This window comes from Mycoplasmopsis meleagridis (genome assembly GCF_900660695.1).
Taxonomy (GTDB): domain Bacteria; phylum Bacillota_I; class Bacilli_A; order Mycoplasmatales; family Metamycoplasmataceae; genus Mycoplasmopsis; species Mycoplasmopsis meleagridis.
The window spans coordinates 201,893-227,369 of record NZ_LR215042.1 but is presented as its reverse complement, the minus strand read 5'-3'; the positions used below and the strand labels follow the sequence as shown (position 1 = coordinate 227,369).

General features: G+C 25.7%; 20 protein-coding genes and 1 tRNA gene. 6 read left to right on the top strand and 15 right to left on the bottom strand.

Translation table 4 applies throughout. From position 1 onward, the window contains the following. Window positions 1-84: 84 nt before the first annotated feature. The 6 genes from EXC33_RS01100 to EXC33_RS01075 are packed head-to-tail and all read right to left on the bottom strand — an operon-like array spanning window position 85 to window position 5,896. A complete protein-coding gene (locus EXC33_RS01100) occupies window positions 85-1,203 on the bottom strand; it encodes an MAG0770 family lipoprotein (protein ID WP_046096924.1) in 1,119 nt (372 codons plus the stop codon). Next, window positions 1,187-1,951, bottom strand: coding sequence for a pseudouridine synthase (locus EXC33_RS01095; RefSeq protein ID WP_046096925.1), 765 nt, complete (start codon window positions 1,949-1,951; stop codon window positions 1,187-1,189). Before EXC33_RS01095 ends, EXC33_RS01100 begins: the two co-directional genes overlap by 17 nt. Beyond that, window positions 1,939-3,033, bottom strand: a complete 1,095-nt coding sequence (locus EXC33_RS01090; protein ID WP_046096926.1) for a nicotinate-nucleotide adenylyltransferase — start codon at window positions 3,031-3,033, stop codon at window positions 1,939-1,941. The genes EXC33_RS01095 and EXC33_RS01090 overlap by 13 nt, the downstream gene beginning before the upstream one ends. A gap of 2 nt (window positions 3,034-3,035) precedes the next feature. Further along, window positions 3,036-4,316 carry a Y-family DNA polymerase gene (locus EXC33_RS01085; protein WP_046096927.1) on the bottom strand — a complete coding sequence of 427 codons (1,281 nt, stop codon included), beginning with the start codon at window positions 4,314-4,316 and terminating at the stop codon, window positions 3,036-3,038. Continuing rightward, complete coding sequence (locus EXC33_RS01080) at window positions 4,309-4,761, bottom strand: iron-sulfur cluster assembly scaffold protein (protein WP_223211576.1); 453 nt, start codon at window positions 4,759-4,761, stop codon at window positions 4,309-4,311. The genes EXC33_RS01085 and EXC33_RS01080 overlap by 8 nt, the downstream gene beginning before the upstream one ends. Then, entirely contained in the window at window positions 4,730-5,896 is a 1,167-nt protein-coding gene (locus tag EXC33_RS01075; protein WP_046096928.1) for an aminotransferase class V-fold PLP-dependent enzyme, read from the bottom strand. The genes EXC33_RS01080 and EXC33_RS01075 overlap by 32 nt, the downstream gene beginning before the upstream one ends. 157 nt (window positions 5,897-6,053) lie before the next feature. Here EXC33_RS01075 and rplM point away from each other — a divergent pair, with 157 nt between their 5' ends. From rplM to EXC33_RS01055, 4 genes are all read left to right on the top strand, one after another. Beyond that, window positions 6,054-6,488 (top strand): 50S ribosomal protein L13, encoded by a 435-nt coding sequence (gene rplM / locus EXC33_RS01070; RefSeq protein ID WP_046096929.1) that lies wholly within the window; start codon window positions 6,054-6,056, stop codon window positions 6,486-6,488. A 1-nt stretch (window position 6,489) separates the two neighbouring features. After that, on the top strand, window positions 6,490-6,885 hold the full coding sequence (gene rpsI / locus EXC33_RS01065) for a 30S ribosomal protein S9 (RefSeq protein WP_046096930.1): 396 nt from the start codon (window positions 6,490-6,492) through the stop codon (window positions 6,883-6,885). A gap of 59 nt (window positions 6,886-6,944) precedes the next feature. Further along, window positions 6,945-7,021 (top strand) — tRNA-Ile (locus EXC33_RS01060). A gap of 118 nt (window positions 7,022-7,139) precedes the next feature. Further along, a complete protein-coding gene (locus tag EXC33_RS01055; RefSeq protein ID WP_052717011.1) occupies window positions 7,140-10,562 on the top strand; it encodes a DEAD/DEAH box helicase in 3,423 nt (1,140 codons plus the stop codon). A gap of 23 nt (window positions 10,563-10,585) precedes the next feature. Here the strand turns inward: EXC33_RS01055 and EXC33_RS01050 are convergent, their stop codons facing one another. The 6 genes from EXC33_RS01050 to EXC33_RS02785 form a co-directional block, all read right to left on the bottom strand. Further along, window positions 10,586-13,171, bottom strand: coding sequence for an ATP-binding cassette domain-containing protein (locus EXC33_RS01050; RefSeq protein ID WP_046096931.1), 2,586 nt, complete (start codon window positions 13,169-13,171; stop codon window positions 10,586-10,588). Continuing rightward, a complete protein-coding gene (locus EXC33_RS01045; protein ID WP_223211579.1) occupies window positions 13,164-14,270 on the bottom strand; it encodes an ABC transporter ATP-binding protein in 1,107 nt (368 codons plus the stop codon). The genes EXC33_RS01050 and EXC33_RS01045 overlap by 8 nt, the downstream gene beginning before the upstream one ends. Before the next feature lie 995 nt (window positions 14,271-15,265). Next, window positions 15,266-16,540 (bottom strand): ABC transporter permease, encoded by a 1,275-nt coding sequence (locus EXC33_RS01040; protein WP_046096932.1) that lies wholly within the window; start codon window positions 16,538-16,540, stop codon window positions 15,266-15,268. After that, entirely contained in the window at window positions 16,533-17,678 is a 1,146-nt protein-coding gene (locus tag EXC33_RS01035; protein WP_046096933.1) for an ABC transporter permease, read from the bottom strand. The genes EXC33_RS01040 and EXC33_RS01035 overlap by 8 nt, the downstream gene beginning before the upstream one ends. 21 nt (window positions 17,679-17,699) lie before the next feature. Continuing rightward, entirely contained in the window at window positions 17,700-20,759 is a 3,060-nt protein-coding gene (locus EXC33_RS01030) for an OppA family ABC transporter substrate-binding lipoprotein (RefSeq protein ID WP_046096934.1), read from the bottom strand. A 208-nt stretch (window positions 20,760-20,967) separates the two neighbouring features. Then, a complete protein-coding gene (locus EXC33_RS02785; protein ID WP_161792743.1) occupies window positions 20,968-21,117 on the bottom strand; it encodes a hypothetical protein in 150 nt (49 codons plus the stop codon). A 153-nt stretch (window positions 21,118-21,270) separates the two neighbouring features. Between EXC33_RS02785 and EXC33_RS01025 the strand changes: the two genes are divergently transcribed. Continuing rightward, window positions 21,271-22,164 (top strand): MSC_0882 family membrane protein, encoded by an 894-nt coding sequence (locus EXC33_RS01025; protein WP_046096935.1) that lies wholly within the window; start codon window positions 21,271-21,273, stop codon window positions 22,162-22,164. A gap of 131 nt (window positions 22,165-22,295) precedes the next feature. Beyond that, the gene (locus EXC33_RS01020; protein WP_052717014.1) at window positions 22,296-22,793 is read left to right on the top strand and encodes a redoxin domain-containing protein; all 498 of its coding nucleotides are present in this window, start codon (window positions 22,296-22,298) and stop codon (window positions 22,791-22,793) included. Window positions 22,794-22,822: 29 nt separating this feature from the next. Here EXC33_RS01020 and EXC33_RS01015 read toward each other — a convergent pair whose 3' ends face one another. The 3 genes from EXC33_RS01015 to EXC33_RS01005 form a co-directional block, all read right to left on the bottom strand. Next, the gene (locus EXC33_RS01015; RefSeq protein WP_052717016.1) at window positions 22,823-24,331 is read right to left on the bottom strand and encodes a phospholipase D-like domain-containing protein; all 1,509 of its coding nucleotides are present in this window, start codon (window positions 24,329-24,331) and stop codon (window positions 22,823-22,825) included. A 5-nt stretch (window positions 24,332-24,336) separates the two neighbouring features. Next, window positions 24,337-24,603: a DUF2188 domain-containing protein gene (locus tag EXC33_RS01010; protein WP_046096936.1), complete on the bottom strand. Its 267-nt coding sequence runs from the start codon at window positions 24,601-24,603 to the stop codon at window positions 24,337-24,339. 82 nt (window positions 24,604-24,685) lie between these two features. After that, window positions 24,686-25,474: a Nif3-like dinuclear metal center hexameric protein gene (locus EXC33_RS01005; RefSeq protein WP_046096937.1), complete on the bottom strand. Its 789-nt coding sequence runs from the start codon at window positions 25,472-25,474 to the stop codon at window positions 24,686-24,688. Window positions 25,475-25,477: the final 3 nt, after the last annotated feature.

The window sequence follows — 25,477 nt, the reverse complement described above, 5'->3', positions numbered from 1 at the left end:
GGGGTAATTATATAAAAATAATTCTTAATCATTTAAGTTTTTACTAATAAAAATAATATAAAAAAAAGAGAAAACTAATTCTCTTTAATTATTATAGTTTTTTATAGTATTAATTATTCTTTTAGCAATAGAAATCATGTTGTTAGATGAATCTAATAAATGTTTCTTAAAATTATTAAAAGAATTATTATTTTTTTCAATTTCAATATTATTATTTTTTACTAAATCTTCCCATGAAATAAGGAAATTAGATAAATTAAAATTTTTCTTATCATCATTTTTATCAATAATATAAATTGTTTTGTTATCTTTATTTAAACTTTTAAAATCTGAAAATAAATCTTTAATAATTTTCAAACGATTATTTTTATCTGTTACTATTTCTTTATCTTTATAATAGACCAAAGTCATTGAATTTCATTCATTTCATAAGTTAATTAAAGCATGAGAATGACCATAGGTTCCATCTGCTTGAAGAGAGAAACCCAACTTAGAATAATCTATATTCTTTATATCTTCGTTAAAAATTTTTGCTTTATATTCATTATTAAATCTATTAAAAATATCATTTAAACGGTCATTAAAAATTTCTCTATTTTCACTTGGATTATCCGTATTTTTAAACAAAGGATAATCATTTCCTAAATCGCTATTGAAAAATTGATTATAAAATTCGCTAAAAGATCAATTTGAATATGCTCTAGCATCATCATTGATAATATCTTTCATTTCATTATTAAGCATTCAAAAACGATTCATTTTACTCATAAAATTATTAGTATAATCAATTTCATTCATACTAAAATCAGTTAAGAAAGCATTAAATGTATTTTTTAATGATATAAAAGTATTGTTTTCAAAATAGCCTATATCTTTATTCTCATCACTAAGCATTAAAATTGTATTTACTTTAGAATTATTTAAAACATTTGCTGCAAAATAACTACTTATTTTATTTGCTTTAAATCAACGATTATAAAAATAGCTAAAAGCATTTTCCTTGCTATTATCACTAAGGGCAAAAAAGTCGCTAAATTTTTCATAATTTACTTTATATTGAGAAAATAATTTATGAATTTCATTACTATAATTTGCCTCTAGAACTCTTGTTAAATCATAAAAACTGCTTTGACAAGAAAAAGCTAATAGTGGCAATAAGGAAATTGAAGAAAAGGTTAAAAATAATTTAATTTTGTTTTTCATTGTTTAAATTTAATTTGTTTTCTTGCTCTCTAACTAATCTTTTTAAATCTTTAATTTCTTTAATTTTTAAAGATCTATAACTTCCTTCAGGCATTTTTTCAACTGTTAAATTGGCGTAGGAAATTCTTTTTAAGTTAATAACTTCTCTATTGAAATATTTAAATAATTCCTTGATGTGATGATATGAACCAACATGTAATTGAATTAAATATGATTTATCAGCAACTTGATCTACTATTTGATGAGAAATTTTGCCATTAACTATGATTCCTCTATTTATCTCTTTAAATTCTTTTAATGTTAAAGGAATATTAATTCTTGCCCTATAAACACGAATGATTTGGTATTTAGGATGAGTTAATTTATTTACTAAATTTAAATCATTTGTTAATAATAGAGCGCCGGTTGTATTATAGTCTAATCTTCCTACAGGAACTATTCTTTGATCAGTTTTTATCAAATCTACAACAGTTGTTCTTTTTTGTGGGTCTTTGGCACTAGAAATGGTTTTTTTAGGTTTGTTTAACAAAAAATATACTAGCTTAAAATTATTGAAACTAATTAGTTGATTATTAATTTCAATTTTGTCATCATAGGAAGCTAGTTGTCCTATTTTAGCAATTTTATTATTTACTTTAACCTTACTATTAAAAATATATTTTTCAGCTTCTCTTCTAGAGCAAAAACCACTATTGGCGATAATTTTTTGTAATCTAATTGATTTTTCTTTCATTTTTAATTCATTCATTTGTTGTATATTTCAAGAGCTTTTTTATCAAATTTAACGCCTTTATCAAGATTAAATTTATAATTAAGCTTTACTATTTCTTTAAAAGCTAAATCAAAATTTTCAAGGGCTAATTTTCTTAATTTCTGTACCCCTTCAAAAGCTCTTCCATCACATATTTTATCAGCAACAAAAATAATTTTGTCTAGTAAATTTAATTCTAAATCTAAGGAAGTGTGAATACTTATGGCATGAATTAATTCTTTATTATCATTTTTATAAATTTTTTCAACTCATAAAGCACCACAAACTTGATGCAGAAATTCTTTAGGATATTTTTCCTTACTAAAATTTTTGGTATATTTTTTTATTAAGTTGTAACTAAATTCTTCACTGAATCTTTTAGCTATATCATGAAATAATCCGGCATGATAAGCCACTTTTACGTTGTAATTTAAATTTTTAGCTAATTTAGAAGCAAATTCTGCTGCTTTAACACAATGTTTTGCTCTTTTAGGATCAACTTTTAAAATATTATGAACTAATTCAAAAGCATATAAATAATTTTTACCTATATATTCATTTACTTTTCAAGGAGTTTGTTCTAAAAAACCATTTCTAATAGAAGTTGATGATTCATTAAAGATTTCATTTTTTAAAACTTTAATATTGAATTTTTTAATGTTTGAAGTAGGAATTCTTTTTTGTCTTCTAAAAACTACTAATTGACATTTTTTAGAAATTTCATCAATATTTTCTCACTTATGCAATTTAGCTAATAAATCACTTCCCATAACAAAAAATAATTCATGATCTTTAAATTTATTTTTAAAGTAGCGAATAGTTTCGAAAGTATAACTTACACCACCTCTTTTGATTTCAAAATCAGAAATTTCCATTTTTTTGCTATTTTCAATAGCTAAATTTAACATGTTAATGCGATCCTGACTAGGAGCGTTTTTTTGTTTCTTTTTAAAAGGATTAACCGCCGCAGGAATAAATATCAATTTGTCTAAATTAAGCTCATTTATGGCCAAATTAGCAATTTTTATATGACCTGAATGAACAGGATTGAATGACCCTCCATAAAGCCCTATTTTCATAACTAACCTTTCTTTATAAAATCTTGATTAATAAATTTAGTTTGGTGTAAAAAAGTTTTGCTTTGTTTTTCATATTTATCTGCTCTCATTGTTGAATTATTTTTTGTTACTTTGTTGACTAAATCTATTAATGAATTAATTTCATTTCTTTTTTGCTTTTTTTCCTTGCTAATAGAAAAAGAGAAATTGTTGTAATTTGAATCACTTTCATCATTAATTATTGGAGACGTTATTGCCACAAATTCTTCATCTTTTACATTCATTAATTTAACACCTATACCTCTTAATGCTTTTTTATTTCATTTACTATCAAATAGCTTAATTACGTTGTTAAAAATAAAATTAAATTCGTTAGAATAAACTTTAAGTTTTTTTTGTACTCCATTTCATTTTTTATTTTTATCACGCAAATTTATAGCTACAACATCAGAAACCAATCCTCTTAAAAAAGCTTTATTACAAATTTCTCTAACTTGTTCTTTTAAAATATTAACTAATTGTTCATAATCATCAATATCATCGCCCATAAAAGTTAAATCTACACCAAGACTTTTAGGATGATTGTTGTCACTTAAAATAACATCTGAACCATTACCATTAGCTTGATCAATTATTAACCTTGTTCTTGATTTAAAAATATCATACAAATAGGAATTAGTAGAACTAAAATTAGCTAAATCACCAATAGTTTTAATATTTAAATTTAAAATCTTGGGTAAAGAGGATTTACCTATTCCAAAATATTTGTCGATAGATAAAGGCCAAATTAATTTTCTAAAATTATTGTAATCAATTAACAATACACCATAAGGTTTAGCTAAAGAAGTAGCCATTTTTGCAAAAAATTTATTATACGAAATGCCTATTGAAATAGGTATTTTAAATAAATTTTTAATGTTGCGTTGGATTTTTCTAGCTAATTCTAAAGGATCATTTTTTTTAGCTAAATTACTAACATCAATTCAGCATTCATCAATAGAATAAATTTCAATTTTATTACTAATATTAGTGAATAAATATTCAAAAATTTGTGAAGAAATTCTAGTATAAAGAGCAAAATCTGGATTTACAAAAATAGTTTTTGGTTCAATTGCTAAAATTTTGTAGTTAGGATAGCCTGCTTTAATACCTTTATTTTTAAGTTCATAACTAACAGAAGAAGCAATGGAGCGTTTAAATTTTCTTCCTATTGCTACTGGTTTATTTATCAATGAACTATCTATTGATCTATGGGCGCTTACAAAGTAAGAATCAAAATCTATATGAAAAATTACTTTATTCATTTTCTAATTTTTCTAATAAAGAATCAGCAAGCATTAAACAACAATTAACACGATTATAATGAGCTTTAACGTTATCAAAAACCATTAGTTGATCCAACATTTTTTCTTCTTCCTTAGTTAATTTGCTTTCTTCACGAATTAATTTTTGATAAGTTTTTAAAAAACTAATAGCTTCTGGAATACTTTTATTGTTTAAATAAGAACAAAGAATATCACTTGATGCTAAAAAAAATGCACATCCTTGTCCATCATAATATAAATTAGTTATTTTTTTTTCTTTAACTTCATAATTAAAAAGTAAATGATCACTACAACTTTGTCCAAATTTTTCTATCTTTATATTCAATAAATTACTCTTTTTAAAACTAGGATTTAAATAATGTTGCATGATTATTTCTCTTTTTTTATCAGGGTTAAATAACAAGAAAATTACCCCCTTTATCAATTTCATCTTTTAAAGCTTTAATTAAATTATCGCAATCTTTTTTATTATTATAAACTCCTAAAGAAATTCTAACAAACGACGATTCATCTAATTTATTTTTTAAATATTGAGCACAAAAAATTCCTGATCTAACATAAATATTCTTTGTTCCTAAATAATGTGCAATATCTTGAGCATTGATATTTTGAATATTAAAAATAATGATATGAGAATCTCTCGAATTATAAAGTTTAATTTGGGGAATTTCTTTTAGTTTGTCAAATAAATAATTCGATAATAAAAGTAACTGTTTTTTGCTTTTTTTATAACCTAAAAAAGTATTAAAAAAATCTAATGAACCATTAAACATATGAATAGCAGCTAAATTAGGTGTGCCTGGTTCAAAAGCTAATTCGCCTTTTTTAAAGATAATATCGCAATTAGAATCAATTTTATCAACCATTCCGCCACCTAAAAAAATAGGTTCAATAATTCTTTTTATTTTCTCATTGAAAGCCAAAATTCCAAAACCAGTAGGTCCATAAAATTTATTCGTACTAAAAACTATTGCATCACAATTGGAAAAATTAACTTCTTCGCTAACAATTGCTTGAGCTGCGTCGTTTATTACTAAAATATCTTTTTTATAAGCTATTTCGTAAATTTTCTTTAAATCTAATTTATATTCAAAAGAATTATTAATTTGACTTAGAGTTATTAATTTAGTTTTATTAGTAATCTTACTTAAAATATCATCGCTAAAAATAACTTTTGCTCCTTTAGTATTTGCTATTTTAATCCAAGGAGCTATATTGGAAGAATGATTATATTCAGAAATAATAATTTCATCATTTTTATTTAAATAATTTTCTAACATTAAAGCAAGTTTGTTTAATGAATCAGTTGATCCGCTAGTAAAAATGACATTTTCGTCATTTTTAATTTTTAATAACTTTCTAACTTTATCTTTTACCTGTGTAATTATTAAATTATTTTGTATACCAATAGGAGATTCACTAGTTCTTGTACTTACAGCATAATTTAGATAAAAATCTTTCTCCCTTTCTATTGCTAGAAGTGGTTTTTGACTTAAGGCAGCATTGTCTAAAAAAGTTATTTTTTCTAAAATAGGGAAAAAGTTTCTAATGTTATTCATAATAGAATTATTTTAATATAATAAAAAATTTTTGCTATTATTACACTATGTTAAATTATTCATTTAATAGATAGATTTATTAGTAAATCTAGTTGAATATACTATAATTGAAAAGCAATTTTTCTTAATCTATAGAACTAACGTAAGGAGGAGACAAATGAGACAAACCACAATCATTAATCGTGAAAAAGCTAATAAAAAATGATACGTTGTAGATGCTGAAGGACAAGTTGTAGGTCGCTTAGCTGCTTTTGTGGCTTCTGTTTTAAGAGGAAAAAATAAACCAACTTTTACTCCTAATGCAGATATGGGCGATTATGTAATAATTGTTAATGCTGAAAAAGCTATTCTCACCGCAAATAAAGAAGAAGACAAAATTTACTATCATCATACTGGTTATCCTGGTGGGTTAAAAAGTATTACTGCTGCTAAATTAAGAGTTAAAAAACCTACATCAATAGTAGAAAAAGCAATTTCAGGAATGATACCACATACAAAACTAGGTAACAAACAACGTAAAAATTTATTTGTTTATGCAGGTCCTTCTCACAAACATGAAGCACAACAACCAGAAAAGTTAGAGGTAAGATAATATGGCTAAAACTCTTGAATATCGTGGTCTTGGACGTCGTAAATCATCAACTGCTCGTGTTACTTTAAAAACAGGAACAGGAAAATTTATGATTAATAATCGTGAAGCTAAAGATTATTTAACATCAGATTTATATATCCAAGACGCTGAACAACCATTAGTATTAACAGAAACTAAAGGTACATTTGATATTTTTGTAAATGTTCGTGGTGGCGGCTTAAGCGGTCAAGCTGGTGCAATTCGTTTAGGAATTGCTCGTGCCTTATTGTTAGCTAGTGATTCATATCGTGCAAAATTAAAACCAGAAGGCATGTTAACTAGAGATGCACGTATTAAAGAACGTAAAAAACCTGGTCTTAATGCCGCTCGTCGTGCTCGTCAATTCTCAAAACGTTAGTTTATACATTATATAATTTTATTTATCTATGAATTTTGTGATAAAATTCATAGAGTAATGCGAGCGTAGCTCAGATGGTTAGAGCACACGACTGATAATCGTGAGGTCGATGGTTCAAGTCCATTCGTTCGCACCATTTCATTTGTGACCAAAAATATCGCTCAAGCGATATTTTTTTTATTTCTTCTTAAAATTTAAAACAAGTTTTAATAAAATTTAAAATTACAGTGCAATTAATCAAAAAGGGAGAATTAATGAATAAAAAAGATCATAAAAATGAATATCAAACCATTCTTAATAACTTATTGGACATTTCTCCTAACGATCCTGCGGTTTTTACTAAAACTGACAATAATTTTTGCTTAGATCTGTACAAGCATTTTGACGAAGAGGTCTATAATAAAGTACTTTATAGCAAAGAAAATAATGTTCCTTTAATTGAAAAATTCACATCGTTTATGATAGAAAAAACTATTTCAATTACCGATCCTATTGAACTAATTAATTATTTAACTGAAACAAATTTTGAATTAAGTGATTCAAGAAAAATTCAAATTCAAAAACATTTTGATAATCAAAAAAATAGAATAATAAGTGAACTAAAAGCCAGAAATCAAAAAAATATTACTTTTTATAAAATTTTTGATAAAAAAGTTGAAGAAATTTTTGAACAAACAAGCACTTGACCGCTTTATGTTGGCTTTATTTTTGTTAAAGTTAATATAGATAACAAAGCAATTTTTGCTCCTTTGTTTTATAAAAAAGTTAGTTTTGAATTTAAAAATGGTCGCACTTTTTTATCTCTTTCTCCAGATATTGTACTTAACGAAAAACTAATTTTCATAATTAAACAAAATAATTTCGATCTTAATTTTAGTGAGGATTTATTAGATTTAGCCCCTGTTGAAATCATTGAAAATTTGAATAATTCTTGAAAAGATTTATATGATTTCAAAGTAGAAAAAATTACTTCTTGCCCAAGATTTAATGCGGAGGAAATTAGAAATAGTAATTTAGAATTCTACGGTGGTTTTGTTCTTTGTTTATGTCAACCTACTGGAGGTTATGCTAGAAATCGTATGTTAGAAATCATCAACGATAATGAAATAGATAAAATTATAGACGTTGAGTTTGATAAAAAAATATACGATGAAAAAATAGATAAAATAATGTTCGACACTAATAAATCTATTTTCAAAATTACTCCAACAAATTATTCTCAAGATCGTGCTATTATTAGTGCTTTAAGCCAAAATACAATTATTTGAGGCCCACCAGGAACAGGCAAAAGTCAAACTATAGTTAATATATTAACTAATATATTATTCTATGGAAAAACCTCTTTAGTTTGTTCTGAAAAAAAGGCCGCCCTTGATGTTATTAGCGATAGATTAGGCATTTTAAATCAATATGCTTTAGAATTAAATATTTCTAAATTTAAAAACCGCAATGATTTTTATAAACCAATTAAAAAATATTGAAAATTTTTACAATACTTTAATTTCTCTAATAAAGATAGAATTAATCCTGAAAAAATAGACAAATTAATTAGCAATGATGAAATTAACTTTATAAGCTATTTGAACAAAAATAAAAATGATAAATTTGATCAATATCTCTATTTTATAGCTAAATTAGGCGATGCTATTGATGATTTAAAAAAAGAAGAATTTATAACATTAATTAACTTAGATAAAGAAATTAAATACCCTACAATAAAAGTTGAAAACAAAAATTATAAAAAGGAACTACTTAAAAAGAATAATCTTAAATTTTTTCACTTCTTTAACAAAAAATGAAAATATATTAACAAAAATCACCAAAATATTTTTAATCATTTAGGTTGATTAAACACTAATTTAAATGAGTTATTAAATGCTAGTTCTTCTTTTGATAAAAATGATTTAACGAAAATTAAAGAATTAAAATCAATGCTGCCAAAATATATTCACAAGGATTTGATAGATATTAAAAAAATTAATAGTTATATTGCAACTAATATTACTGAAAAAATTAAAAAACTAATTGAAAAAAATAAAACTATGGTTAACAATTTTTCTGTAGTTATCAATACAGCAAAAATGGAACCTTATAAATTTATTAAAAAATTTATAGAAATTATTAAAACTATCTACCCTATTATCATAGCTACTCCAAATAGTGATTTATCTGCTTGAAATAAAGATGAATTTGACTATGCTATTTTAGATGAATCAAGTCAAATGTTTTTCGAAAAAGGTTTGCCTATGCTTTATTTAGGCAAACGTAAAATTTTAGCTGGCGATGATCAGCAAATGAGACCTTCTAATTGATTCGGCTTTAGATCAGTAGATAATGATGAAATTTTAGGTAATATTGAATCTGTTTTAGACTATGCTAAAGGTTATGAAGTGCATGAAATATTGTTAGATAAAAATTATCGTTCTAATTATGCTGCATTGATGACTTTTAGTTCAAAACATTTCTATGATGAAAGTTTAGACGTCATAGATTTATTCCATCTTAACGAAAAAAATAATAAACCAATTGAAATTTATGATGTTGAAGGCGAATGAATAAATAATACTAACATTAAAGAAAACGAATTTGCTATTAGTAAACTTAAAGAAAATATCAATAGCTATAATAAAATTATCTTACTTTGCTTCAACAAAAAACAAAAAGAAAAAATTCAAGAAGATATTATGAATAACCATAAAGAACTTGAAGAAGCAATAATGACAAATAAGCTTTTAATAAGAAACATAGAAAACATTCAAGGTGATGAAGCAGATTTAGTTATAGCTACAGTCGCTTATGATAAAAATGCAGCTATTCATTCTACATATGTGGGAAGAAGTGGTGGTAAAAATGCCCTAAATGTTGCAATAAGTAGAGCGAAAGAAAAACTTATTGTTATTAAGTCAATCAAGGCTAATGAAATAATTCTAAATGAAAATACAGGTGAAGATATTATTATTTTTAAAAAATGATTAGAATTTTTAGAATTAAGTGATGAAGAAAGAAAAAATTATATTCAAAAGAAAGAGGAAATAAATAATAATAAATTAAATAACTTAAAGAAAAATATCTTTGACGAATTAGCCAATGAAATAGGCAAATACAATAATTTAGAATTAAAAGATAATGAAAAAATTGGAACTATTGATATAGATTTTGCAATAAAAAATGGTCCAACTTTAGAAATAGGTTTTATTATTAATGATTATTCCTTTAAAAATGTAAAAGACTATTTAAAATTTCATGACAAAATTAAATTTATAAAAAGTAAAAATTATCGTATTTATGCACTAGATAGAATTCAATGAGAAAAAGATAAATATGAAATTTTTGATTTCATATCGCATCTAAGTCTTGAAATTGATGAATATAAAAAGGATCAAACAACTGAAATAATCTACCAACAAAAAGCTTCTAAAATTTACGAAATTAAAGCATTAGAAAGTAGAGAAGAGACTATTTCTGCTTTTGATAATAAAAAAGAAATTGATACTATTAATTCTTTAACTTTAGAAAATAGTAAAAATGAATTAAGTAATATTTACTTAGAAAAAGAGAATGATTTAGTAGTTGAATCTAAAGAAAATTTTAATAAAAAGGATTGAATGGAAGATACTTACGAATATAATGAAAATAATTCTTCCGATGATGAAATTGAAATAACTATCAATAAATAAAATAAAAAGCACGTTTGTGCTTTTTATTTTTCACCATTTAATCATTTTTTTACTTGTTCGCTTGTTCCATAAACATAATGTTCTTCGTCATTAATTTTATGAAAGGTAGGAATATTAGGGAATTGTTGTTCTTTTATGTAATCTAATTCAAAAGAAACATTTTGGAATTTTTCATGCGCGTTAGAAATTTTAGGAATTGCTTTAAATAAATTGATTGTATATGGATGATATGGTTTTGCATAAATGCTTTCTGTTTTACCATATTCAACAATTTTACCTAAATGCATAATTTGTACGTTGTCAGCAATATATTCAATCATCGAAAGATCATGCGCAATGAAAATTAAACCAATATTTTTTTTCAAACATAAATCTTTAAGTAAATTTACCACTTGAGCTTGAATTGAAATATCTAAAGATGCAATTGGTTCATCAGCAACAATAACTTTAGGTTCAGTAATTAAAGCACGTGCGATAACAATTCTTTGTAATTGTCCACCAGAAAATTCATGTGGATAACGATAAGCAAATTGTTTTAATAATCCAACGTCTTCCAAAGCTTTATAAATGGTAGTTTTGTAAAGTAAATTAGAAATTTTCTTTTTCGCTAATGGAATAGATATATTTAAGTTATAGAATGAATTATCATTTTCTCATTTAGAACTATCAATATCGTTTTCATCATTTTTAATTTCGTCATCTTCAATATTTTTATCAACTCAATTATGATTAATTCCAAGAAGAATATAAATGTTAGCAATATCTTTTGATAAATATTTTTTTTCAATATTAAATGATTTTAAAGTTTCTTCTCTAACTGAAATATCAGATTTGTATGAACTAGTAACGATTGCAATATTTTTCTTATCAGCATCTTCTCTTTGTAACAAGATTTCGTTAACAAATTTAAAGTATTCATCCTTTATTTCTTCAAATCTATTGTTGCAATATGTTTGATATGAAACTAATTCTTCATATTTTGTTCTTGCCTCATTAATTTCTTTATGTAATTCCTTAATTCTAATTTTAAATACTTCTAAATATTGTTCAGTTTCTTTTGAATGGGCTTCTTTAGCCTTATCAATTGAAACTGATTGCATATTTTGGTTATGTTCTTTCAATAAATAGATTTTTCTTTTGTTAATTAAATCAACATATTTAGGATCATATTTTCTAGTTTCTGGGTCATTTGGATCTAATGGTCCAATAAATTTACGAACTTTGATATAACTTTCTTCTTGTTGATTATCTCTTCAAAATCCTTGATAATTAATACTTAAATTTTTACTATTGAATTTATCAGTTTTTTGCACTTTGCTTTGTTCGATAATGTTTTCTAAATTATTGATTTTTTCTAAATAATTAGCTTCACTTTTATGAAATTCAATACTTTTTTGTTTTGAAAGTTCTTGATATTTACTAATTTTGAAATCAAATTTTTCATCAATTACTCTCTTAATTACTTTTTTAAGATTAGATTGATATTCAATTTCATTCAAATAGATATTGAAAAATGATTTCAAATAATTATCTAAATTAGAAATTAAATCTCTTATTTGTTCGTAAGTTAAATAATGAGCTATATATTTAATTTCATTAAGCAATTGTGCTCTTTTTTCTAATAAAAGTTCATTTTTGTAATTGTGAGCAAAATAATTTAAATCACTTGCACTTAAACGAGTAATATTTACTAATTGTTTTTCGTGTTTGGTTTCAATAATAAAGTTATCAATTACATTTTTAGCATTATTCAAAAATTCTTTTTTATCTCTTAAAAACGAAGAATATTCATTTTTTACTTTAACTAATTCTTTTTGAGCATTAATTCCTTCTTGAGAATATTTGATTAATAATTTATTATTTTCTATATCTTTGTAAACTTTTTGAAGCGCTAAATCCGCAGCTGGAATATCATTAGCACGATATTGCTTTTGCTTTTCATAGTAAAAATCAATTAACTTAGAAGTATTGCTATAAAGGTTATTGATAATAGCACTTTCTATTTGTTGTTTTTGATCTAAATAACTAAAGAAAGAATTAAAATTGTCATCAAAATCTAAGTCAGGATTAAATTCGAAATTTTCAAATTTGTTTTTTCAACTAGTAAAGTGTTCTTCAGCTAAATTATTAATTATTCTTAAATTATCTAATTCTAGTTGCATAGCATGAATTTGAAATTCATATTTAAAAGTTTTTTTGACTTCTAATCAATCTAAGAAAATATCATCAATTTTATTTTTGATAATGTCATTAACTAATAAAGGCTCTCTAAGGATAGAGAAAATATTTTGTTGACTATTCAATGAAGCGTGAGGATCTTGAAAAATCATTTGTACATTTTTATGTAGATATTTTTTTAATTTATTAGATATTTTTTTACCAGAAATAATTTTATCTTCTAATCTAACAAAACCATTTACGTCATCGAAAAGTCTAAAAATTGAACGTCCTACTGTAGTTTTACCTGAGCCTGATTCACCTATTAACCCAACTATTTCACCTTCATGTACATCAAAAGTTACACCATCTACTGCTTTATTGATTGAACCGTGGCTTACAAAATATTTTTTTAAATTATCTAATGATAAAATAACTTTTTTATTACTCATGGTATTCCTTAAAAGTTTCTTTAAATAAATCTAAACGTTTTAATAAATCTTCTGATAATTCTACTTTTGGTGCATTAGGGTGCAATAATCATGTTGCCGCACTATGAGTTCGTGTAATAGGAATTAAAGGAGGTTCCTTAATAAAATCAATATCAAGAGCATAATCATTTCTAGAAGCAAAAGGATCACCTAAAGGTAAATTAGCCATATCTGGTGGAGTTCCTTTAATGTTATAAAGTTTTTCATCTTTAGTTTCGGGTATAGCAGAAATTAAAGCTCAAGTGTAAGGATGTGCTGGAGTAGTAAAAATTTCTTTTTTTGTTCCTCTTTCAATTATTTTCCCTGCATACATTACATATATATAATCACAGAATTTTGCAATAACGGAAATATTATGGCTAATTAGAATAATCGAAATATTATATTTTCTACGTATGTTTTCAAATAATGATAATACAGAAGCTTGAACTGTAGGGTCTAAAGCTGTAGTAGGCTCATCAGCAATAATTACATCTGGTTTTAAAGCTACAACCATGGTAATGACAACTCTTTGTTTCATACCGCCAGATAATGTATGTGGATAGGCTTTAAAAATTGTATCAGCATTACGTAAACCAAATTGTTCTAATAACCCTATTAAATAAGCTCTTTTGTTAGTATAGGTTTCATTAGCTCAGGCAGGATTAGTATTAATAGCATCCAATAATTGTTTACCAATTGTTCTAGTAGGGTTTAATGATGTAAGAGGATCTTGAGGGATATAACCAATTTTTTTACCTCTTATAAATTGTCATGAAGATTGTTGCTTTAATTTAGTCAATTCCAAATTATTGATTTGAATTTTGTCGGCGGAAACAATACCATTATGATTAATGTTTATTAAAGTTTTAGAAGTGACTGATTTACCTGAACCAGATTCACCTACTAAACCTATAATTTGTCCTTTATAAACATCTAAATCAATTCCTCTAACAATATGAATTGTTTTTTTTCTACCAACAGGGAAAGATACATGTAAGTTTTTGACTTCAAGAACTTTATTATTTTTTAGAGGATCAACTTCAATTGAAGAATAAACTTTTTTGGCTTTTCAAGGAATTTTAACTTCACTACTTTCTAAAGTTTTTTGATATTCATCGTTGATTACTGAAAGATCAATATTGTCTTCTTCTTCTTCTTTTATTTCAGGAGAGAAAATTTCACTATAAGTTTTTTCTTTTTCCATAGAAGTAATTGAAGTATTTTCAGACTTTTGATTTAATTGATATTCTTCTTCACTTAGTTCATTGCTTTTTCTTCTAAATAAACTAAATCATTTTTTAGGTTTTTCTTCTTCTAATTCAGTAGTATTTTCATTAGAAAAACTTTCTTTTTTATTTTCTGATTCTAATAATTCTTCGTCTAGATTTTCAGCTTTTTTTCTTCAAGCAAACAACTTGAATTTCTTCTTAGGTTTTTCTTCTAATTCTTCTTCACTTGGTGAAATATTATTATCTTCTACTAAAGTTGTTTCTTCTTCGTCAGAAATTACATCTTTGTTTTTTCTACTTAAGAAGCTAAATCATTTTTTAGGTTTAACTTCTTCGTTTTCTTCTGAATCGTTTTTTTCTAAATTATCTTGATAATGAATTTCTTTAGTTGTAAATGAAATTTGTTCATTATTTTCTTCTAATTCTTCATCTAGATTTTCAGCTTTTTTTCTTCAAGCAAACAACTTGAATTTCTTCTTAGGTTTTTCTTCTAATTCTTCTTCACTTGGTGAAATATTATTATCTTCTACTAAAGTTGTTTCTTCTTCGTCAGAAATTACATCTTTGTTTTTTCTACTTAAGAAGCTAAATCATTTTTTAGGTTTAACTTCGTCTTTTTCTTCTAAAATCTCATCATCTTCTAAATTGTCTTCATCTTTATTTTCTTCATTTTCATGTTTCGAATTTTTAGCGAATAATTTGAATTTTTTCTTAGGTTTTTCTTCTTCAATTAAATCAGCATAGTCGTCTGCTTCTTCATTTGAAGAATTGTAAAGATTATCTTCGTTTAATTCAATATCATTTTCAAGATTTTCATCTTTATTTTTCTTAAATTTAAACATAATTATCTTCTCTTTCTTTTCGCCATAACTCTAGGATCTAGAGCATCGTGTAATCCTAATGCAACAAATGCTAATGATAATGATATGGCTAATAAAATTAAGGCAGGTAAGACTAAAATTCAAATATTTTCGCTAGTTGTTCTAGTTGCGTCAATTAATAATTGGCCAAGGTTTGTATCGCCTTTTTCATTAAAGAAACCAAGGAATGAAAGTGATGAAATTCAAAGAATAATGCCAGGAATATTTCTAACGAATGAATATACTAATTTTCCTATAACGGCTGGTAATGCGTGTATAAATACTTGTCTAGAAGTTTTTGCTCCAATAGCTTTAGCTGCTGAAATATATTCTTCATTTTTAACAGTTATGACATAAAGTCTAGCTGTTCCAACAAAACCTGGTCAACCTACAATTGAAAGAGCAAAAATTAGTGCATATTGTGTTGAGCCCATAATTGAAATGAAAATTAAAATTCAAATTAATGTTGGAGCTGAAGTGAAAATGTCTATTAAACGCATTACAACACTATCAATTCATCTTCCAGCTCTAAAACCTAAATAAGCTCCTAAACTAATACCTACTAAAGCTTGAATTACTGAAACTACTAAAGCAATTCAAATTGCTCTTCAAGAAGCATATCATGTTCTAGTTCAAACATCATAACCATCTGTTGTAGTTCCTAAAATACTATTTAAATCATATGAATTTCATAATTGATTTAATTCACTTTGACTTAATTGTAAAACATCCTTACCGTTTCTTGCCAATTCTTCTAAATCGCCGTTTAGAGCATTTAATTTATAAAAAGTATATGCATTGTAGTTCATAATAATTTGACCTTGGTCAATAGTTAGTTTTATTTTATCAAGACCAAAGCGATTATAAATATCAGCATAAGGTGAATTACTAAGATTAATGTATGCTTTGTAATAAGCATCACCATCATTTACGTATCTTACAACGTCAGGTGATAATTTAGAAGGTAAATTTTCTGTAAATGCCAAAGCACTAGCTTGTTTGTCAGGAGCTATATCATCTATCTTACTAAAAACCGGTACTAAAATTGACATTAATAAAACTACTACAAAAACTAATAAAGAAATAATAACTACAGGATTTGAGAAAAATCTCTTAATTATTTCAATACCTAATTTTTTAGGTTTTCCAGCAATTTGACTACTGATTTTTTTATTTTCGTCAGTGGAAAATCTTATCTTGTCTAAAAGTTCATTGCTAAGACGATATTTACGGTTAAATTCATTAACTCTATTATCCATTAGCTACCTCGCTTTCTGCTTGTTTTTGAGCAGCAAATAGTTCTTTAGCTAATTTTCTTCTTTCAAGATAAGATCTTAAGAATAAAGAGTAATTTCTCTTTGATTTAGAACTATAAGTAATTTTTGGATCAAGAATAACATAAGCTACATCGGTTAATATAGCGGCTATTAATCCTATTAAAGTGAAGAATAAAGTAGAGAACATAATAACATTAATTTCGCCAGTTGAGAAACTATTTACAATAACTTGGCTAGTTCCGGGAACATTTCAATATTGTTCAATAATAACTGAGCCACTAAGAAGACCTAATAGAGAACCAAAAATTAAACCGAATAAAGGAATCGAAATATTTCTTAAAACATATTTGAAAAATATTTGTGGTGCACTAAGACCTTTAGTTTTGGCTATCAGAATATAATTAGATGTTAAAACAGTTACAACCATATTTCTAGTACTAATTACATATGCTGATAATGACGTTAAAGTAATAACAATAATAGGCGGTAAGTATGAAACAAACACGGTAGAAAAACTATAACGATCTAAATCTTTAACAACTGGTGAAATTCCTAATTTTACACCTATAGAAATAAATAATGGAGCAAGAATAAATGAAGGAACAGCAACAAAAATTAAAACAATGACGTTAGAAATACTATCAAATAATTTTCCTCTTTTATACCCTGCAAATACTCCTATTGCTATTCCTCCAAAAAGAGAAAAAATCAAAGCAGGTACAGAAATAATTAATGTGTATCTCAAAGGAATAAAGAATAATTTGAACATAGTAGTATAGATATCTGGATTAGGATTATTGTCAGGATCAATAGGCATACCAAAATCGCCATGGAATATTCTATCTAAGTAGTTAAAATATCTCACTACAATAGGAATAGGTTGTAATGCTTTACCGTCGGGAGCGTTTTCCGGATATCTACTTAAACTATTTTCAATTTGAATTTTTTGAATAATTGAATCTAACGATTCGCCTCTTGAACCGCCAGCATCAAGCCTTTTTTGCGCTAATGCTTGTGATGGATCCGGAGCAAAGGCAGCTACTAAAACATAAACAAAGAAAGAAATTATGATTAATGCAATAATAGCAAGAAAAATTCTTTGCAAAATATATTTAAACATTATACATCTGTCCTTTCTTCGTTAATTTGCGGAATTATTTTGAACTTCATTATTATTTTCCTTGTCATTTTTTGTGGCTATTCTTCAATCAGAAATATATTCTTGATCTTGTCCAGGAATTACTGTAATAATGTAGCCTGGATTTACTAAATATTCAGTAAAAGGATTAATTGCTCTTTTGTTTGCTGCAAAGTAGTCATAACCTAAATATGTTGCTACTTCTTTTATCAACTTGATAAGTTCTTCGTTGGTTAATTCTTTAGAATATTGTAATCAGAATTTAGCAGAAAAAGTAAAGGGATCAATAGCTTGAGCAGCTTCACTAGGTTCTCTTAATACTTCTGTGGTTTTATTATCGCTTGTAGTTTTTGTGGCTAATTCATACTTATTATTCTTACTATTTAAAGTGAATTTATTTTTTACAAATACTGAAGCATCACCAATAAGAATTTGTCCTGCAACCTTATATAATTCATCAAAAGGCACATCTCAATGAGGATTATTTCTAGTTGCATAATTATGCAATTCAACAGAAGCATTTACTAGCTGTGGAAAAGCATTTTTTAAAGTAGGATTTTCTCTATTAGCATAAATATAAGTTAGAGTTGGAATAAGTTCACCATTTCATGATAAACCGTCGAAGCTAGATCCAATTGAAGTTGTATAATCAACTCCTCAAGCAACTCTATTTGTTCCGTTAGCTCCACGAATATTAAGGTCAAAATATCTTTTATAAGCAGCTGGAGTTGAAACATCTCCATAAGAAAATTTAGGTTTTAAACGACTATTTAATTTGTTAATTATTTCCTCTAAAAAAGTACCAGATCTTTTGATATTTTCAGATGGATTAGTATAAAAATAGTACAAATCAAATACAAAATCTTGACCAGCATATTTAGGATATAACTTATCGAATTTATCAAGTACTTTTTGCATTTCTTTTTGTAATCTGTCAAAATACTTAGATTTTAATTTATCCTCAGTATTTTTTTGATTTAATGCAAAAAGCTGGTTCTCCTTCATTGATACTTCGTAAATAGGATTTTCATTAGTACCAAAATTAATTTTATTTCCGTCAGCGTCTATTGCATAAAGAACATTAATTCTATCTAGAACATCTAATGGCTTTTTATAAGGCGATTCATCTTGGTCTCTTCCTCCCAACAATGAATCTATTGCAACATTACCAACAAAAGCTGTCGCAAGACTATTTGACTCAGTTTCGGCAAGATAAGCATAGTTTATAGCAGCATTTAAAATTGTTCTAAAACTTAAACCTAAACCATCAATAAAAGTTGAAGGATTAGCTAAACCTTTCCCTAAATCTTCTTTATTTACTCCCCAATTGAGTAAAGAATATGTATCCGAAAATGAATAATATTCGCTGCCATTTTCATTTTCATAGGCAAAAGCTAAAGGTGCTCTACGATAATAAGGAGTTTTTTCGTTAAATACTTGACTATATCTAAGACCAGTTTCTTTTGAATTTTTAGAAATAATAGAAGTTTTTTGGCTAGTAGATAATGATGAAAAGCTAAGTCTGCTTAAATCGCCAACATTATATTGATTAAATTGTCTAGTTTGAAAATCTAAAGCATTAATTGGCCGAGTTACAAAAGATAATTCAACTTCGTTAATTGTATCTTTTGCATTAACAAAACTTTTGTCATAAAAGTAAGGATTTTTAGCAAAAGTTTCTTTGAGATTTGAAAAACCTTTTGGATAGTAAGGACCAGCAAAAAGCGTGTTGTCAATTGAAATACCATATCAATATGTTCCACTTTTGAAAGTTTTACTATTTTGATCTATTTGACTTAAAAGAGCTAGAAATTTACCCAAAAGTTCCGGTGTTTCAGTTAAATTTTTACTATTGTAAGTATAAATTTCGTTTAGCCCTTTACTTATGGCATAATCGCCTAACTTCTTAAGAGCTTCTTGCTGTTGAGAATACTTAGGATCACTTTTTTCTATTTCTGCACTCAATTGAGATAAATCAACATTAGGATTGTCTTGTTTATAACTATTAATGATATTTACAATTTTATTATTTACATCATCAATATATTCCGAAGGAGCTGGCATAAAAGTTAAATCATTAATAATTAAACTATTGAAAAGAGTTGTAAAATCGTAAAAATCTGCATTTTCAACACCAGCAATTGTTACTGCTTTAGTATTTGGATCAACACCCAAATTGCTAGTTATGCTGCTATCTAAGGTTTTTAAAAATTTATTTTCATCAGCAAAGCTATTATAGTCAATACCAATAAATGAGAAAAGATAGCTATTAGGATAAGAAACGGTATTGGTAAAGTAATTACTTCCGGTTTCTAATAAATTACCATTCACAAAATTGTCTAATGCTTCGCTTCCACCATTATTTCTTCTCTCTAAAGTGGTTAATAAAAATGTTCTTAATCATGAATAGTAGAAATCTTTTGGCGTAACATTATATTTAGTCTCATTACCATTTTTATCAACGTATTTTACGTTGTCTCTAATTACAAACTGCATTTCTTTAGCGTTAGTTAAATCATGATTAAATGAAATGTTGTTAATAGACCTAGGATCATTAGAAGTAACATTAGAACTAATGTTTCTATAACCTTTTTTAGTAACATTATCTAACTGATCCATAACTTCTAAATCTGGTTCTGGATAAATATCGGCCTTATCGTTATCATAAATTTTAACTGTGCCATCTTTTAAAGTTAAAATAATTGCCTTAGCTGCTTCTAATTTTCTTTTGACAAAAGTCGGCTTAACAATTAACTTTTTAATCTCAGGCACATTTTTGCCTTCTTTAACACCATAAACGTCAATTTCAGGTTGACTTAATCCCTGCAATCTAGATAATGGAAGCGTATAGTACGCTTGCTTTGGAGTAACAAATCCTCCATAGCCATTACTTTCATCGTAAGGAAACCCTTTAGCACTATATGGCGTATTGTAACTAAATACCCACTGATGTTTTGTCACAATACTTTCATCTTCAGTGCAAGAAACTGCTAATGCAGTTAAAGGTGATAATGCGAGAGTCAATGATGATAAAGAAATAAGCAATTTCTTTTTATTTTTCATATTTCTCCTGAATTTATATACAAGTCATTATTAGTAAAAAATGATTATAAAAAGGAATAATGACTTGTATATATTAAAAACATCAATATTATATTTAATAATATTATTAATTTATATATTTTAATTAGTTAAATCAAATTATATTAACCTTGTTTTACGTAAAAGGCTTGTTTATAGTGTTTTTAGTAAAATATTAAATAAGTGAAAATTAACAATAGATGATTTTATTAACCATCTTATCGTTTTTAATATTTTTAATAACACGGTTAATAAAATTGTACGAAAAAATACCAGCAAAAAATGCCATTTTAACAAAGATTACATACATTAAAAAATTCTTTATCTGCATTTTCTGCATAGTATCCTTCCTAATTTAACGCCATAATTATACATAATTACTCTGAAAGATAAAGAAATTAATTAGAATGATTTAGAGTTAAAAATATCTATTAATAGCATAAATTTGCTATTTTTAGTAAAATGATAACTATATCACTAATAAGGAGGAAATTTGCGGGAAAACAAATATCAACCTATCGAAAATACTAAAAATATTGAAATTGTACAAAATAGTAAGAATTTAAATATTGCTTCTAATAGTGATGCAAAATATCGCGATCCAAACGGGATATTAAATCCAAGCACTATGAAAGTTATTAAAAAAGAAAAGTTTCTTCATACCTTACTTTTATCTTTTGCTTTTACAATTCTAATTATTGCTTCAATTTTAATGATACTTATTTGCTTGCAAATAGGAGTTTTTAGTGAAACTAATTATGTAGGATATAAAATATTGTTAGGTTTTATCATTTTTCTTAGTTTTACATTTGGTACCAAAAATTTAATTCAAAAAATTGCATGAAAAAAAACTCAAATTAATCTTAGAGAAAATGCAAGAGACGGAAATTATATTGGTAACGAAGTAATTTTTGAAAAAACATATCGTTCAATTGTTTTAAAAAATGTTAACCTGCTTTGAACAAACATTTTTCTTATTACCTATGTAGGTATTTTTGCTCTAATTATTTATGGACTTTATTCTTCTGGCACATGAATATTAGGCAAAGAAAATTCAGCTTTTTTCCTCTCAATCAACTGGATAAATATTTTGGATAATGCTTTTGGTAATACAATTTTAGTTTGCTCTTTATGTGGTATTTCTTTAGCTGGGTGTGTTATTTTTTACACTGTTATAGCTCTATATGATAAAAAACGTATTAATGATTTAGATAATATTCTAGGCGAAAGAGCTATTGAAATTTCTTCAAAAATTAATACGGATAAAAAGAATTTAAATAAAATGTGAATGAAAATTTATTTCGTTTGTGTTTTACTAACAATTCTTTTGCCTATCATTTTGCTGGTAATTATGTTTTGAAAAAAAATTATTAAAATAAAAAAATAACCTTGACGTTATTTTTTTTTTTTTTTTTAACGAAATTAGCAAAAAGCGTAATTTTAATTATTTTTTAAGTATTAAATTAACTTTTTCTATTTATGTTATTATTTATATATATTTAGAAAAGGAGATTGAAAATGAGAACAGTTTTGATGGGAGAAAACACTCTTCATTTACAGGGAGAAGAAGTATCTTTGGATACTAAATTAGTTCTTAAAGGAGCAAAAGCGGGCTCATTAGCTCAAGAAGAAGTTTCAAGACAACATGAATATGCAGTTTTAGCCACTTTTCCTTCAATTAATACTTCAGTTTGTGACATGCAAATTTTAGAATTAGGAAAAATTAGTGAAAAAATGCCTAATTTTGATTATATTTCTTTTTCAGCGGATCTACCAACTGCTTTAGGTGATTATAAAAATATCCATCCTACTGGTAAAGTTGAAATGTATTCTGATTATTATGAACTTTTAGTTGCTAAACAATTAGGTATGCTTGTTGACGAAATTCACTTACTTAACAGAGCAATGTTTATTTTAGATAAAAATAACAAAGTTATTTACAAACAAATTAATAACCAAATTAAAGACCAAGTAGATTTTGAAAAATTTACAAAAGAATTAAACAAATATAACTAAAAAATAAAAGAATTTCTTCTTTTATTTTTTTATGCTAGTGGTCTAATTGTTTCATAAAAAGTATCTTTAATGATGTTTTTATTTTTGCTATTTTTGTCGTTATATAGATATGAATTATCCTTATAATTACTAATAATTTCAACTACTTCTTCTACTGCTTTACCTTCGATAATATCCATTAATTCATATTGAGCATACATAGAACGCATATCCATATTGGAAGAGCCAAAAAACGCTATTTTATTGTCTATTAAACCACATTTAGAATGAATAAAACTATCTTTGTATAAATAAATTTTTAACCCGAAAGGAATTAAACGTTTCAAAAAATTTATACTTGTATTTCAAATGATTTTTTTATCAGGGAAAGATGGAAAATAAATTTCTACCTCAACATTAGAAAGAAGCATCATTTTTAGTGCATTAAATAAAGAAGCTGGCACTGAGAAATAAGGAGTAACGATTTTAATGGATTCTTTTGCTTTTGTAATTAAACCTAAAAGGTTATATTCAAGAAAACTTGTATCATACGCTGGAGAATCTAAAGTTAAAATTGAATTAGCGTTTAATTTTTCTTTATCAAAATTAATTTTGTTAAAAAATTCTAAAGCATTCAAACTTAAAGTAGTATTTTTATTGCCTCATAAAGTTCATGCTCTTAAAAATAAGAGAATATAAGAATTAACTGCATCTCCAATTAAAGAATAATTAAAATCTATTCAATCGCCATATTTTTTAGACAAACCAACATATTCATCACTTAAATTGCAACCACCAGCAAAAACAATATTGCTGTCAATAATATAGAACTTTTGATGATTACGATAAAAATTTTGAGAATGTATATAAGGAAAAAAAACTTTAGAAATAAAAACTATTTCTATATTGCCATTGGCTAATAAATCGCGAAAATATTTATTTTTATTAACAAGAAAACTGCCAAAGTCGTCTACTAATCAATAAATTTTTATTCCTTGAGCAGCTTTATGAATTAATATGTCTAAAAATTCCTGTAATATTTCGCCAGGTTTGATAATATAAGACATAATAAAAATATGTTTTTTAGCGTTTCTAATAGCTTTAAATAATTCTTCAAAATAATCACTAGCATGATGGAAAAATTCATAATTTCCCTTCATTACTAAACTTTTATTAAGATTTCTAAAGTAAACTAAATCTTCAGAATAATTGCTAACTTCGTTTAAAAACTTTTTATAGTGATTCAAATTAAATTTATTTTCTTGAATTAATTTTTTTTCTTTTTTGTTTTTATATTTATTGCCAAAAGTAAAAAATAGTAATTCGCCTATCAAAGGGAAAATGATAAAAACAACTAATCAAGAAAGTTTGGAAGCTTCTGATCTAATTTGATTAAAAAGAACTAGCGCAACAAAAATATTAGTTATATACGCTGCAAATACAAAAAAAATGAAGAAATTAAATGTTAATACATATGTGAAATAGAAAATAGCAGTAATAAGAGCTAAAAACAAAACAATTTCACAAATATAAAATAAACTCTTTAAAAATTTCTTCATGTTTTTTATTTATTGTTAGTAGTAGGTTTTTTATTAGCGTATTTGTAAGAATCTCTTACTCTTCCGTTTTCGCCATGAACATAAACTGTTCCAAATCTTTTTTCTGCTAATGATCTAGCATAAGCAATTGCTTCTTTTTGAGTTGGAAATAACTTGGTGGCTCTTTCATTTCCAGCTCCTTTTACTTGTCATTCATCACTACCTTTTTTAGGCGTAACATGGTAGTTTTTAACTTCTTTATCAAGTTCAATGTTGTTTATTTCTTTTGCCATAATCATCCTTACAAAGTTATTTTTCTAATATATTAATAAATATTATAAATAAAAATGATAAAAAATTTATTTTTATAAAAAACTATACGTTGTGGTACTGTTCTTTAAGTTCAACAGTTTCCACATTAATATTTACTTTTTTCCCTTTAAAATAGTCTAATACATCATTTTTTATGACATTTGAAAAAACTTGCTCATCAAGGTGGGGGATTTCTAGAATTTTTATTTTAGCTTGATTATAGTTAATTCAATCACTCCATTTAATGTCACTAGTTATAAATAAATCAACACCTTCTAAATTCATTTGATTAATTTCAATAGCCGAACCTGAACCAGAAAAAACAACACAATTTTTAATTTCTTGATTTAATTCACTTGAATTTAAATTGCTTCTAAAAGAATGTAAATTCAATTTATTTTTAATTGTTTCAATAAGTTTGTTTGGTGTAGTTGAATATTTAATAAAAGCGGCGTAAGGATTTTGTGAAGCTATCAAATAATTTTCCAAACCTAATTTCTCGACAATTCTTTTAGATGTTCCAAAAGAAGCATTATCAAAATTAGTATGAAAAGCAAGAACATTTATTCTTTTTGCTTTTAAAATTGTTAATATTTCTTTTTTGTAAGGAGCAATTTCATATTCTTCTTCTCAAGTTTGATAAAACCTAAAAGGATGGTGAACTAAAATTAAGTTAGCATCAAGAGCTAAAGCTTTTTCTAAAACTTCATTTGTTAAATCAATTGCGCTCACTACTGCTTTTAATTTTTCCGATAAATTAAATTTCACAGAAAAACCACTAGGATCTCAAATTTCTTTATTTTCTAATGGGTAAAGTTCAAATAGATAATTGCATAATTTTCTAATTTGCATATT